Origin of the sequence: Kosakonia quasisacchari (assembly GCF_004331415.1) — a bacterium.
Lineage (GTDB): Bacteria > Pseudomonadota > Gammaproteobacteria > Enterobacterales > Enterobacteriaceae > Kosakonia > Kosakonia quasisacchari.
The window spans coordinates 39,912-54,267 of sequence record NZ_SJOP01000001.1; the positions used below are offsets into that span (position 1 = coordinate 39,912).

At 55.3% G+C, this 14,356-nt stretch carries 10 protein-coding genes; 5 read left to right on the forward strand and 5 right to left on the reverse strand.

Going from position 1 to position 14,356, the window contains the following annotated elements; translation table 11 throughout:
- Positions 1–33: 33 nt before the first annotated feature.
- The 4 genes from htpG to E0L21_RS00235 all read left to right on the forward strand — a co-directional run bounded on the left by htpG (position 34) and on the right by E0L21_RS00235 (position 5,230).
- A complete protein-coding gene (htpG, locus tag E0L21_RS00220; RefSeq protein ID WP_131406069.1) occupies positions 34–1,908 on the forward strand; it encodes a molecular chaperone HtpG in 1,875 nt (624 codons plus the stop codon).
- A 222-nt stretch (positions 1,909–2,130) separates the two neighbouring features.
- Complete coding sequence (gene adk, locus E0L21_RS00225; protein ID WP_131406070.1) at positions 2,131–2,775, forward strand: adenylate kinase; 645 nt, start codon at positions 2,131–2,133, stop codon at positions 2,773–2,775.
- Between the two features lie 124 nt (positions 2,776–2,899).
- Positions 2,900–3,862, forward strand: a complete 963-nt coding sequence (gene hemH, locus E0L21_RS00230; RefSeq protein WP_131406071.1) for a ferrochelatase — start codon at positions 2,900–2,902, stop codon at positions 3,860–3,862.
- A 63-nt stretch (positions 3,863–3,925) separates the two neighbouring features.
- Positions 3,926–5,230, forward strand: a complete 1,305-nt coding sequence (locus E0L21_RS00235; protein ID WP_131406072.1) for an inosine/guanosine kinase — start codon at positions 3,926–3,928, stop codon at positions 5,228–5,230.
- Between the two features lie 80 nt (positions 5,231–5,310).
- Here the strand turns inward: E0L21_RS00235 and ybaL are convergent, their stop codons facing one another.
- Positions 5,311–6,987, reverse strand: coding sequence for a YbaL family putative K(+) efflux transporter (ybaL, locus tag E0L21_RS00240; RefSeq protein ID WP_131406073.1), 1,677 nt, complete (start codon positions 6,985–6,987; stop codon positions 5,311–5,313).
- Positions 6,988–7,216: 229 nt separating this feature from the next.
- Complete coding sequence (locus E0L21_RS00245) at positions 7,217–8,416, reverse strand: MFS transporter (protein ID WP_131406074.1); 1,200 nt, start codon at positions 8,414–8,416, stop codon at positions 7,217–7,219.
- Positions 8,417–8,631: 215 nt separating this feature from the next.
- Here E0L21_RS00245 and ushA point away from each other — a divergent pair, with 215 nt between their 5' ends.
- Complete coding sequence (gene ushA, locus E0L21_RS00250; protein ID WP_407928643.1) at positions 8,632–10,239, forward strand: bifunctional UDP-sugar hydrolase/5'-nucleotidase UshA; 1,608 nt, start codon at positions 8,632–8,634, stop codon at positions 10,237–10,239.
- 15 nt (positions 10,240–10,254) lie between these two features.
- On the opposite strand, the gene ybaK is transcribed toward ushA, so the two are convergent.
- The 3 genes from ybaK to copA all read right to left on the reverse strand — a co-directional run bounded on the left by ybaK (position 10,255) and on the right by copA (position 14,208).
- Positions 10,255–10,734, reverse strand: a complete 480-nt coding sequence (gene ybaK / locus E0L21_RS00255) for a Cys-tRNA(Pro)/Cys-tRNA(Cys) deacylase YbaK (protein ID WP_131406076.1) — start codon at positions 10,732–10,734, stop codon at positions 10,255–10,257.
- Between the two features lie 79 nt (positions 10,735–10,813).
- Complete coding sequence (locus tag E0L21_RS00260; RefSeq protein WP_131406077.1) at positions 10,814–11,623, reverse strand: TraB/GumN family protein; 810 nt, start codon at positions 11,621–11,623, stop codon at positions 10,814–10,816.
- Positions 11,624–11,709: 86 nt separating this feature from the next.
- The gene (gene copA / locus E0L21_RS00265) at positions 11,710–14,208 is read right to left on the reverse strand and encodes a copper-exporting P-type ATPase CopA (protein WP_131406078.1); all 2,499 of its coding nucleotides are present in this window, start codon (positions 14,206–14,208) and stop codon (positions 11,710–11,712) included.
- Positions 14,209–14,356 lie beyond the last annotated feature (148 nt).

The following is a 14,356-nucleotide window of genomic DNA, read 5'->3' on the forward strand; positions in this document are numbered from 1 at the left end:
TACCTTGTAAATGGCATTGTTGAGGTTTTCCCAATGAAAGGACAAGAAACTCGCGGTTTTCAGTCTGAAGTGAAACAGCTTCTGCACTTGATGATCCACTCTCTTTATTCAAACAAAGAAATTTTCCTGCGTGAGCTTATCTCCAACGCCTCGGATGCGGCGGACAAACTGCGTTTCCGCGCGCTGTCCAAACCGGAACTGTACGAAGGCAATGGCGATCTGCACGTACGCGTCTCCTTTGATAAAGAGAACCGTACGCTGACCATTGCCGATAACGGCATTGGTATGACGCGGGATGAAGTGATTGACCATCTGGGGACGATTGCAAAATCGGGCACCAAGGCATTTCTGGAGTCGATGGGCTCCGATCAGGCGAAAGACAGCCAGTTGATTGGTCAGTTCGGTGTTGGTTTCTATTCGGCGTTTATCGTTGCCGATAAAGTGACAGTACGCACTCGCGCGGCGGGCGAAAGCGCTGAAAACGGCGTGTTCTGGGAATCAGAAGGTGCGGGTGAATACACCGTTGCCGATATCACCAAAGCCGATCGCGGCACCGAAATCACGTTGCACCTGCGTGAAGGGGAAGATGATTTCCTCAACGACTGGCGTGTACGCTCGATCATCAGCAAATATTCCGACCATATCGCCCTGCCGGTAGAGATCGAAAAACAGGAAGAGAAAGACGGTGAAACCGTCGTTTCCTGGGAGAAGATCAACAAAGCGCAGGCGCTGTGGACGCGTAACAAAGCGGAAATCAAAGACGACGAATACAACGAATTCTACAAACATATCTCCCACGATTTTACCGATCCGCTGATTTGGAGCCACAACCGTGTGGAAGGTAAACAGGAGTACACCAGCCTGCTTTACATTCCGTCGCAGGCGCCGTGGGATATGTGGAACCGCGATCATAAACACGGCCTGAAACTCTACGTTCAGCGCGTGTTTATCATGGATGAAGCCGAACAGTTCATGCCGAACTACCTGCGCTTTGTGCGTGGTCTGGTGGATTCTAACGACCTGCCGCTCAACGTTTCGCGTGAAATCCTGCAGGACAGCAGCGTTACGCGCAGCCTGCGCACCGCGCTGACCAAACGCGTGCTGCAAATGCTGGAAAAACTGGCGAAAGATGACGCAGAAAAATACCAGACCTTCTGGCAACAGTTTGGCTTGGTGCTGAAAGAGGGCGCGGGCGAAGACCACGCGAACCTGGAAACGCTCGCCAAACTGCTGCGCTTTGCCTCCACGCACAACGACTCCTCCGCACAAACTGTGTCGCTGGAAGAGTATGTGTCGCGCATGAAAGAAGGGCAGGAAAAAATCTACTTCATCACCGCCGACAGCTACGCCGCGGCGAAAAGCAGCCCGCATCTGGAGCTGCTGCGTAAGAAAGGCATCGAAGTGCTGCTGCTTTCCGATCGCATCGACGAGTGGATGATGAGCTACCTGACCGAGTTCGACGGTAAGCCGTTCCAGTCAGTTGCCAAGGCCGACGCCTCGCTGGACAAACTGGCAGACGAAGTGGATGAAAGCACAAAAGAAGCCGAGAAAGCGCTGGAACCGTTCGTTGAGCGCGTGAAATCTCTGCTCGGTGAGCGCGTGAAAGAAGTGCGTTTGACCCATCGTCTGACCGATACGCCTGCCGTGGTGGTGACCGATGCCGATGAGATGAGCACCCAAATGGCAAAACTGTTCGCCGCTGCGGGTCAGAATGCGCCGGAAGTAAAATACATTTTCGAGCTCAACCCGGATCACGCACTGGTGAAACGCGCGGCTGATACGCAGGACGACACCCAATTTAACGAATGGGTTGAATTGTTGCTGGATCAGGCGTTGTTTGCCGAACGCGGTACGCTGGAAGATCCGAACCAATTTATCCGCCGAATGAACCAGTTGCTGGTTTCATAAGCAAACACAGGGAGGCATCTGGCCTCCCTTTTTTATCTTTGTACTCCCGCATTCCCGTCTTGCCGATGTTACCGGGCACTTTCCTCTCTACCTCTCGCGCACCTTAAGAAAACGTATCATTAACCGTTTCAGCCGATCCCGCTTCCTTGAGCGCGGGTCGTTCTGGTGGTATCTTTTAGCGCTTTTTGAAAAATTGAACCAACATTTGAGGGGATTTTCGCAATGCGTATTATTCTGCTTGGCGCTCCGGGCGCGGGTAAAGGAACTCAGGCTCAGTTCATCATGGAGAAATACGGTATTCCGCAAATCTCTACCGGTGACATGCTGCGCGCCGCTGTTAAATCCGGCAGCGAACTGGGCAAACAGGCAAAAGACATTATGGACGCGGGCAAGCTGGTCACTGACGAGCTGGTTATCGCGTTGGTGAAAGAGCGTATTGCCCAGGAAGATTGCCGTAACGGTTTCCTGCTGGACGGTTTCCCGCGCACCATTCCGCAAGCGGACGCGATGAAAGAAGCCGGTATCAAGGTTGATTTCGTTCTTGAATTCGCCGTGCCGGACGAGCTGATCGTCGATCGCATTATTGGCCGCCGCGTACACGCTGCTTCCGGTCGCGTTTACCACATCAAATTCAACCCGCCGAAAGTGGAAGGCAAAGACGACGTGACCGGTGAAGAGCTGACCACGCGTAAAGACGATCAGGAAGAAACCGTGCGTAAACGCCTGGTGGAATACCACCAGATGACCGCGCCGCTGATCGGCTACTACCAGAAAGAAGCGCAGGCGGGTAATACCCAATACGCTAAAGTCGACGGCACCAAAGCCGTTGCCGATGTGCGCGCAGAGCTGGAAAAAATCCTCGGCTAATCGCGCTCGCTCACCCGGAGTCTCCGGGTGAGAATTTTTCTCATCTTACCTATCGCAGCAATGGGTTCCGTTTAACCGCTTTTACGCTACAATTACCAACCATTCAAAAGGTTAAGAGGCGTGAATGAGTCAGGCGAAAACCGGCATCCTGCTTGCCAATCTGGGCACTCCCGATGCCCCTACTCCCGAAGCAGTAAAACGCTATCTGCGGCAATTTTTAAGTGATAAACGCGTTGTCGATACGCCGCGCTTGCTGTGGTGGCCGCTACTGCGTGGTGTGATCCTGCCCATTCGCTCTCCCCGTGTCGCCAAACTCTATCAATCGGTCTGGATGGAAGAAGGCTCACCGCTGATGGTTTACAGCCGCAGGCAGCTGCGGGCACTGGCGGCGCGCTTGCCGGATGTGCCGGTGGTACTCGGTATGAGTTACGGCTCGCCGTCGCTGGAAAGTGCCGTCGATGAACTGCTGGCACAGGAGGTTGAGCATATTGTGGTGCTGTCGCTCTACCCGCAATACTCCTGTTCCACGGTTGCAGCCGTGTGGGACGAGCTGGCGCGCATTCTGGCGAAAAAGCGCCATATTCCGGGCGTCTCCTTTATTCGCGACTACGCCGATGATGCGGACTACATCGCTGCGCTCGCCAACAGCGTGCGTGCCTCGTTTGCGCAGCACGGCGAGCCGGATTTACTGCTGCTCTCTTATCACGGCATTCCCCAGCGTTATGCGGCAGAAGGGGACGATTACCCGCAGCGCTGTCGCGATACCACGCGCGAGCTGGTTTCCGCGCTCGATTTACCACCGGAAAAGGTGATGATGACGTTCCAGTCACGCTTTGGTCGCGAACCGTGGTTGACGCCTTACACCGATGAAACGCTGAAGATGCTCGGCGAGAAAGGCGTCAAGCACATTCAGGTGATGTCGCCGGGCTTTGCAGCCGACTGCCTGGAAACGCTGGAAGAGATAGCCGTGCAGAACCGCGAATTCTTCCTTGAAGCCGGTGGCGAAAAATATGAGTACATTCCGGCGCTTAACGATTCCCCTGAACATATCGAGATGATGGTCAATCTGACGGCCAAATATCGCTGATCGCAGCGCGGGTTGAGAGTGTGTTAACATTCTCAGCCCGAATGTATAGCGCTTATTACAATCATGAAATTTCCCGGTAAACGTAAATCCAAACACTATTTCCCCGTTAATGCCCGCGATCCACTGTTACAGCAAATTCAGCCCGAGAGCGAATCCGGTACCTGTTGGGTGGTCGGTATCGACCAGACGCTGGTGGATATCGAGGCGAAAGTGGATGATGCGTTTATTGCCCGTTATGGCCTGAGTGCGGGTCATTCGCTGGTGATCGCCGACGATGTCGCGGAAGCGCTCTATCAGGAACTGGTCAATAACGATTTGATCACTCACCAGTTCGCGGGTGGCACCATTGGCAACACCATGCACAACTACTCGGTGCTGGCGGACGATCGTTCGGTGCTGCTCGGCGTTATGTGCGACAACGTGAAAATCGGCAGCTATGCCTACCGTTACCTGTGCAACACTTCCAGTCGTACCGATCTCAACTACCTGCAAGGCGTGGATGGCGCGATTGGCCGTTGCTTCACGCTGATTAGCGACAGTGGTGAGCGCACCTTCGCTATCAGTCCAGGCCATATGAACCGGCTACGCCCGGAGAGTATTCCGGAAGCGGTTATTGCCGGCGCGTCCGCGCTGGTGCTTTCTTCTTACCTGGTGCGCTGTAATCCCGGCGAGCCAATGCCGGAAGCAACTATGCAGGCGGTGACGTATGCCAAAAAGCATAATGTGCCGGTGGTGCTGACGCTGGGTACCAAATATGTGATTGCCGATAACCCGCAGTGGTGGCGCGATTTCCTCAAAGAGAATGTGTCGATTCTGGCGATGAATGAAGAGGAAGGTCTGGCGTTGACCGGTGAAAGCGATCCGCTGCTGGCGGCCGATAAAGCGCTGGATTGGGTCGATCTGGTGTTATGCACCGCTGGCCCGGTTGGGTTGTATATGGCCGGTTTCACCGAAGATGAAGCGAAGCGCAAAACACAGCATCCATTACTGCCGGGCGCAATTGCCGAATTCAACCAGTATGAGTTCAGCCGAGCGCTGCGCCACAAAGATTGTGAACATCCGCTGCGCATTTACTCGCACATTGCGCCGTATATGGGCGGGCCGGAAAAAATTATGAATACCAACGGGGCGGGCGATGGCGCGCTGGCGGCGTTACTGCATGACATCACCGCCAACAACTATCACCGCACCAACGTGCCGAACTCGAGCAAACACAAATTCACCTGGTTGACGTACTCTTCGCTGGCGCAGGTGTGCAAATACGCCAACCGCGTGAGTTACCAGGTGCTGAACCAGCACTCACCGCGTTTGACGCGTGGCTTGCCAGAGCGTGAAGACAGCCTCGAAGAGGCGTACTGGGAACGGTGATGTGATTGCCCGACGATGCCGGACAGACAAGCTGATGAGACACTGGCCGGAGTAGCGTAAGCTTTCCGGCCTTTTCTTGTTTAACCCGTTACCGCTTCTTCAACCGGCGGTTTTTCCAGCAATCTCAGCATGGTGTTGGCGATTTCGCGTTCGCCCATCACTACCTGATTAGCACCGCGTTCAGTGATGTAATCCACTTCATCGTCGTAGTGCGCGCGGGCAATAATTTCAATATGCGGGCACTTCTCTCGCGCGGTGGCAACAATCTCCCCGGCTTCGTAACCGTTCGGAATGGTCAGCAGCAGCCAGCGGGCGCAATCGAGATGCGCCAGGCTCATGATCTCCTCGTTGGCCGCATTGCCCAGCACCGCGCGAATACCGCGCTCACGCAGTTCATCCACGCGAGTCCGTGAGGTTTCAATCACCACAAGCGGAATGCCTTGTGCCATCAGTTTTTCACCCAGCAGGCTGCCGACGCGGCCAAAACCTACCAACAGCGCGTGGTTGCAAATATCCACCGGGATCTGTTTCTCTTCTTCGATAGCCTCTTCCAGCGTTTGCTCTTCCAGCGTCTCGGTTTTGTCGAGGTATTTTTCCAGCAGGGTAAACAGTACCGGGTTGAGCATAATCGACAGGATAGCACCCGCCAGTACCAGATTTTGCCCGGCCTGCGGCAGCAGGTTCAGCGACATGCCCAGGCCCGCCAGAATAAAGGCGAACTCACCGATCTGCGCAAGGCTTGCGGCAATGGTCAGTGCGGTGCGCGGCGAGTGACCAAACATGCGCACCAGCAGATACGCTGCCGCCGATTTACCAAAGATAATGATCGCCAGCGTACCGAGTACCGCCAGCGGCTGCGCAATAAGAACCAGCGGATCGAACAACATACCGACAGAGACGAAGAACAGCACCGCAAACGCATCACGCAGCGGCAGCGTATCGTGCGCCGCCCGGTGGCTGAGCTCGGATTCGTTCAGTACCATCCCGGCGAAGAACGCGCCCAACGCAAACGAAACATCAAACAGCTCAACCGCGCCGAAGGCGATACCCAGCGCCAGCGCCAATACGGAAAGCGTAAACAGCTCGCGTGAGCCGGTCGCCGCACTACGCGCCATGATCCACGGCACCAGGCGACGGCCAACCAGCATCATGATGGCGATAAAAGCCACCACTTTGCCGATAGTGATGCCCATATCCACCGCCAGCGCCGCTAGCCCGACATCACCTTTCTCAGCCATTCCGGCGACCGCGGGCAGCAACACCAGCGTTAACACCATCACCAGATCTTCCACGATCAGCCAACCGATAGCGATTTGCCCGCGCTGGCTGTCGATAAGCTGCCGTTCCTCAAGCGCGCGCAGCAGCACCACAGTACTGGCAGTGGAGAGACAGAGCCCAAAAACGATACCGGTCATTAATGACCAATCCAGCATCGCGGAAAGCGCCATGCCCAGTAACGTCGCAACAGCAATCTGTGCGATCGCACCGGGAATGGCGATGGACTTTACCGCCATCAGATCCTTCAGGGAGAAATGCAACCCGACACCGAACATCAGCAAAATCACACCCAGCTCCGCCAGCTCAGGCGCGAGTTGTGTATCGGCGACAAAACCCGGCGTAAACGGCCCGGACAATACACCCGCTAACAGGTAGCCCACCAGTGGCGAAATACGCAGTTTATTGGCAAGCATGCCGAAGATAAAAGCGAGCACAAGGCCGCCGACAATGGTGGTGATAAGCGGTGTGGCGTGATGCATTCCGTCTCCTTTCGTTGATACGTGGATCCCAGGGGTGATAACCGGTAACTGAGTTACAGTTTATGACAATTTTAGCCAGTATGTTTATGAATAATTGTTGAATTATGAAGAAAATGACAATTTGGCTCAAAGAAGATAGCAAGCGGGGTATCCGTAACAGAAATCAGGTGCCAAGCGTAGGCTGGCAAGAGAAAGCAGCGGCCAAAGTACGACTTTGGCCGTGAGGAAATCAGTGTTGCGGGCGGTTATCGGGCAGGAATATGGTCAGAATCCCGAGTAATGGCAGGAAAGCACATATTTTATAGACCAACTCGATGCTGGTATGATCGGCAACCAGCCCTAACACTGCAGCGCCAAGGCCACCCATGCCGAAGGCAAAACCAAAAAACAGCCCGGAAACCATGCCGATACGACCGGGCAACAGCTCCTGTGCATAGACCAGAATGGCTGAAAAGGCGGAGGCGAGCACAAATCCAATAATCACCGTTAAAATCCCGGTCCAGAACAGCGTTGCGTAGGGCAAAAGAAGGGTAAAAGGTGCTACGCCGAGGATAGAGCCCCAAATCACATATTTTCTGCCAATCTTGTCGCCCAATGGCCCGCCGATTACCGTACCTGCCGCAACGGCGAAGAGAAAGATAAACAGATGCATCTGCGCGTTTTGTACCGATAAATCAAACTTCTGCATTAAATAAAATGTGAAATAGCTGCTAATGCTCGCCATATAGAAGTATTTCGAGAAAATCAGGATCAGCAGCACACAAACCGCCAGCACCACTTTATTGCGCGGTAGCGGATTTATCACGGAAGCGGGTTTTTTGCCTTTGTTAACGCGATGCTGCGCGGCATACCAGCGGCTTACCTGCATCAGCACAATAATTGCCAACAGAGCCGCCAGCACAAACCAGGCAACATTGCCTTTGCCGTAAGGCGCAATGATCACAGCCGCCAGCAATGGCCCAAGCGAGGCGCCAAAGTTGCCACCGACCTGAAAGATGGATTGCGCCAGCCCGTGACGCCCGCCTGACGCCATGCGCGCCACGCGAGACGATTCCGGGTGGAAAACCGATGAACCTGTTCCCACCAGCGCAGCAGCGATCAGCACGGTGGTAAAATTCCCCGCCAGTGCCAGCAGCACCAACCCGCTTAAGGTGAAACACATACCGATGGGCAGCGACCACGGCATCGGGTGTTTATCGGTCAAATAGCCCACCACCGGCTGGAGCAGCGAGGACGCAACCTGGAAGGTCAGCGTGATAAAGCCAATCTGCACAAATGAAAGGGAAAAATCGGCTTGCAGCAGCGGATAAATCGCCAGCAGCAGTGACTGAATCATATCGTTAAGCAGATGCGAGAGGCTGATAGCGCCAAGAATACCGAACGAGGTGCGCGCAGCAGGCGATGTCTGCGACGTTTCACTGATTGCCATAAATACCACGTATGTTGTCAGAAGAGGTTAAGGATAGAGCACGGTAATGATTCTCTGACTACCATACCTTTGCTGAAAGTTTGAAGGAAGTTGCGATTCTGAATACATATTTGTCTATTATTTGCAGGCGCAGTAATTTCTCAGTTTATCAATGGGTCAGGGAGGGAAGCATGAGATTGTTAAAGAAGAGCATTACGCTGGGGCTGCTGGCGGCAATGGGTGTTGCCAGCTGGCAGGTACAGGCTTACGAGCAGGATAAGACCTATAACATCACCATTCTGCATACCAACGATCATCACGGTCATTTCTGGCGCAGTGATTACGGCGAATATGGGTTGTCTGCGCAAAAAACGCTGGTTGATGGCATTCGCAAAGAGGTGGCGTCCGAAGGCGGTAGTGTGCTGCTGCTTTCCGGCGGTGATATCAACACCGGGGTGCCGGAATCGGACTTACAGGATGCTGAGCCCGATTTTCGCGGCATGAACCTGATTGGCTACGATGCGATGGCTGTTGGCAACCATGAGTTCGACAACCCGCTAAGCGTGCTACGTCAGCAGGAGAAATGGGCCAAGTTCCCGTTCCTTTCCGCCAACATTTACCAGAAAAGCACCGGTGAGCGCCTGTTTAAACCGTGGATGATGTTTAATCGCCAGGGGCTGAAAATTGCCGTGATCGGTTTAACCACCGACGACACGGCGAAAATTGGCAACCCGGAGTTTTTCACCGATATCGAATTTCGTAAACCGGCTGACGAAGCGAAGCTGGTGATTTCAGAGCTGAATCAAAACGAAAAACCGGATGTGATTCTGGCGACGACGCATATGGGCCATTACGACAACGGCGAACACGGTTCGAATGCGCCGGGCGATGTCGAGATGGCGCGTAGCCTGCCGAAAGGCGCGCTGGCAATGATTGTGGGTGGTCACTCACAAGATCCAGTCTGTATGGCTTCTGAAAATAAAAAACAGGTCGATTACGTGCCTGGCACTCCGTGCGCGCCGGATCAGCAAAACGGCATCTGGATTGTTCAGGCGCATGAGTGGGGTAAATATGTTGGACGCGCGGATTTCCAGTTCCGTAACGGCGAGATGAAACTGGTTCGTTACCAGTTGATTCCGGTCAACCTGAAGAAGAAAGTCACCTACGACAACGGCAAAAGTGAGCGCGTACTCTACACGCCAGAAATTGCCGAAAACCCGCAAATGCTCTCCCTGTTAACGCCGTTCCAGAACAAAGGCAAAGCGCAGTTAGAGGTGAAAATCGGTAACGCGAATGGTCATCTGGAAGGCGATCGCAGCAAAGTGCGTTTCGTGCAAACCAACCTTGCGCATGTCATTCTCGCGGCGCAAATGGCGCGTACCGGCGCGGATCTGGCGGTGATGAGCGGCGGCGGCGTGCGTGATTCTATTGAGGCGGGCGACATCACCTACAAAGACGTGCTGAAAGTGCAGCCGTTCGGCAACACGCTGGTGTATGTGAACCTGACCGGCAAAGAGCTCACAGATTACCTCACCGCAGTGGCGCAGATGAAGCCGGATTCAGGCGCGTATCCGCAGTTTGCCAATGTTAGCTTTGTGGCGAAAGACGGCAAGCTGGATGCATTGAAAATCAAAGGCGAACCGGTCGATCCGGCGAAAAGCTATCGACTGGCGACGCTCAGTTTCAACGCAACCGGCGGTGATGGTTATCCACGTCTGGATGATAAAGCAGGCTATGTGAATACTGGCTTTATTGATGCCGAAGTGCTGAAAGAGTTCATCCAGAAAAATTCACCGCTGGATGTGAATGCTTACGAACCCAAAGGGGAGGTGAGCTGGCAATAGCCAGCTCCTCATCCGTCAATCGCGGCGGGCGATATTGGCAAATTTCGCGTCCAGCATTTTTGCTAGATCGCTCGCCGCCAGTTCAATATCCAGCCCGCGTTTGCCACCGGAAACATAAATGGAAGCATAATCTTGCGCAGGCGCATCGATAAGCGTCGGCAACCGTTTTTTCTGCCCCAATGGGCTGATGCCGCCCACCAGATAACCGGTGGTGCGCTGGGCAACCAGCGGATCGGCCATATCGACTTTTTTCGCGCCAAGCGCTTTGGCGACTTTTTTCAGATCTAACTGCCCGGCAACCGGCGTTACCGCAACGGCAAGATGTTTCATATCGCCATTGATCGCCACCAGCAGCGTTTTATAAACCTGGTCGGCGTTCAGCCCCAGCTTGCGCACCACTTCATCACCAAAGTTGGTTTCATTGGGATCGTGATCGTAAGTGTGTACCTGAAAGGGAACCTTGTTTTTTTCGAGTAACTTCACGGCGGGTGTCATAATAATCCTTCTTACCACGGTCATCTCACGGCGCTTAGCATACGCCTGGTCGCGTGCGCGAAAATAGTACCATCTTGCGCTATTGCGCCGCTCTTTCGCGCAGCAACGCCGGTAAATTCCCCTCGCCATACAGATGCAATGCGCCTGCTGCCACCACGTAGTGCCCCGGCGGCAGCGCAAATAAACGCTCGCACCATGCCTGGTTGCGCTGGTGCATCAAAACATCATGCAGCGGCTGGCTGAACGTTGACGGCAGCGTTAGTTCATCTTCAGCGGGCGGGTTTTCCAGCCACCAGCTCATCATCACCTGTAATAAGCGCGCATTCTCGTGCCAGTGAGTCAGCGTATCCTGCAACAGCTCTTTACCCTCATCTGGCAACTGCCGCAAGATATCCAGCTGGCTGCTGGTGCCTTCCAGTTCCATCACTTTCACTTGATATTGCTGTGCTGCCTGTAACAACTGATAGTCGATGCCGTACTCCGGGCGTAGCCCCAGCCGTTGTGCCTGCGTGGCCTGCAACACCAGCGCAATATGCCAGGCGGGTCGCTGATCGAATTCATCTCTGCGAAGCGACAGGGTTTGCAACGTGCTGTCGAGCAGGGCAAGTAGTTCAGGGGGAAGGTGTTGTTCGAGCGGTTCGGCGGGTGGCAGATTGTCGAACGGCGAATCCGAACCGGCGATATCCGCTTCCACGATTAGCGCATCGGCATTGCGCAGTTTTTGCAGCAGTTGCACCGGTAGCGGCGACATGTTGTACGTGCCCATGTGAATACTGCCCACCAGGTGCAGATGTTGGCCGCCGGGCAAATCAACATCCAGTGCGGGCCAGCGGTAATGACGCACACGAAGCGCAAGAAAAAATGTTTTCAATCGTTGAAACAGGCTCATACGCGCTTCCTGAGTGAAAAATCTCATGCTAGCGCGCGCGGCCAGAAGGTGCAAACCCCGCCGGATAAACGGCGGGGTTGGTGCGTTTACTTATGGGGATTAAAGCGCAATAACCGGTTGGCGTTGCTGACGACGGTAATGGACGAGAGCGCCATTGCCGCGCCTGCGACCACCGGGTCGAGCAAGCTGCCGGTCAGTGGCCAGAGAATGCCTGCCGCAATTGGAATACCCAGCGAGTTATAAACAAATGCGCCGAGCAGGTTCTGTTTCATGTTGCGCAGCGTCGCTTTGGATATCGCCAGCGCATCGGCAACGCCCACCAGGCTGTGGCGCATCAGCGTGATGGCGGCGGTTTCAATTGCCACATCGCTGCCGCCGCCCATCGCGATGCCTACGTCCGCTTGCGCCAGCGCGGGTGCGTCGTTAATCCCGTCGCCGACCATCGCCACCTGGCGACCCTGCTGTTGCAGATTTTTAATCGCCTCGGCTTTACCATCCGGCAGCACGCCGGCGATCACTTCGTCGATACCGGCCTCTTTGGCGATGGCGTTAGCGGTAGTGGGGTTATCACCGGTCAGCATCACCAGGCGGTAGCCTTCATGGTGCAGGCGTTGCAGCGCCTCGATGCTGTCTCCGCGTAGCGGATCGCGGATCGCCAGCAGCGCCACGGCTTTCCCGTCAATCGCCAGCAGTACCGGCGTGGCGCCCAGGCTTGCCTGAGCATTAAGCTCATCGTCAAGCGCGCTCGTATCCACCTCTTTTTCAACCAGCAGTGCCTGGTTGCCAAGCAACACGCTGCGCCCGTCAACCTCACCGCTCACGCCCAGCCCGCGCAGTGTACGGAACTGACTGACCACCGGGAGCGTCTCCGCGCCTGCTTTTTCAATAATCGCTCGCGCCAGCGGATGGCTGGAACCTTGTTCCAGGGCCGCCGCCAGGCGTAGCGCCGTCGTTTCGTCAATATCCCGCGTTTTCACGCTCACCACTTCGGGTTTGCCGCGCGTCAGGGTGCCGGTTTTGTCAAACACGATGGTATCCAGCGTGCTGGCGCGTTGCAGCGCATCGGCATCGCGAACCAGCACGCCAAACTCCGCAGCGCGACCGACGCCGGAGATAATCGACATTGGCGTCGCCAGCCCCAGAGCACAAGGGCAGGCGATAATCAGCACCGTGGTGGCAATGACCAGCGTATAGACAATTTGCGGCGTAGGGCCGAAGAAGTACCAGAGAGCACCGCTGAACAATGCGATAGCCACCACGACCGGCACAAACACGGCAGAAATGCGGTCGGCAAGTTGGCCGATCTCCGGCTTGCTGCTTTGCGCCTGGCGCACCATGCGAATAATGCGCGACAAGGTCGTGTGGCTGCCGACGGCGCTGGCGGTAAACAGCACGCTGCCGTCCTGCACTACCGTCCCGGCATGAATGCTCTCGCCGGTGCTTTTTTCCTGCGGCACCGGTTCGCCAGTGAGCATTGCTTCGTCAAACCATGCTTCACCCTGGCTAATTTCGCCGTCTACCGGCACACGATCGCCGGTGGTCAGGCGCAGCGTCATGCCCGGCTGAACGTCCGCCAGCGGCACGCTTTTCTCGCCGTCGGCGGTGACCACGCGTGCGGTGGGCGGAGTTAAATCAAGTAACCGTTCTAGCGCTTTAGACGAACGCTGGCGGGCGCGGGCTTCCAGCATATGGCCGAGGTTAATCAAACCAATGATCATCGCGCTGGCTTCGTAATAAAGGTGACGGGCTTCCATCGGAAACCACTGCGGCCAGAGATTCACGCTCATGGAGTAGAGCCAGGCTGCGCCAGTCCCGAGTGCCACCAGCGTATCCATGGTCGCCGTGCCGTTACGCAGGCTTTTCCAGGCACTGGTATAAAAATGGCCGCCAGCAACCACCATGACGGCTAATGTGACAACACCGAGCACCAGCCACAGTGTGCGGTTGGCGTCGGTGACCATCATGTTATCGCCCATCATGCCCCACACCATGATCGGCACGCCAACCAGCAGTGCGACAATCGCTTGCCAGCGGAAGCGTTTCATGGTGGCGATCGCGGTTTCCTGCTGGCGCTCGCGGCGCTTGATGTCATCTTCAATGGCTTCAGCGCCGTAGCCTGCGTTCTCTACGGCGCTGACTAATTCAGCGGCGGGGGCACTGCCCATGACCAGCGCGGTGCGCTCCGCCAGATTGACCCGTGCCTGCGTAACGCCCGGTACGGCCTGTAAGGCTTTTTGCACCCGGGAGACACAACTGGCGCAGCTCATGCCGTTGATCAACAGCTGTTGGCTGTCATCAAGCTCGCTGGCTGCCGGAAGCTCAGGTGTGGCCGCTGTCAGTGCTTCCGACGGGAGTGATGACTCTGCCAGCGGTTTAGCCTTTGGGTGGCTTAAGCTCGCACCGTATCCGGCTTCTTTGATGGTTGCGATCAACGCGTCAGCGCTGGCGCTGCCGGTGACTTCCGCACGTTCAATGGTGACTTCTGCCTGTTCAACATCCGGGCGTTTTTCCAGACTCTCTTTGACACGTTTAACACAATGGCCGCAAGAGAGGCCATCCAGGTCTAGCGCTATGGTATGAGACATACTCAATCTCCTTGGTTGTGGTGCTTCAATAGTGACTGTGTAGAAGCTTAAACCTTCCATCAAGGGGAAGGTCAAGGTTTTATCATTACAAAGAGACAATCGGTGTTTCATAAACAACAAACCCCGCACGGGGCGGGGTTTGCTTATT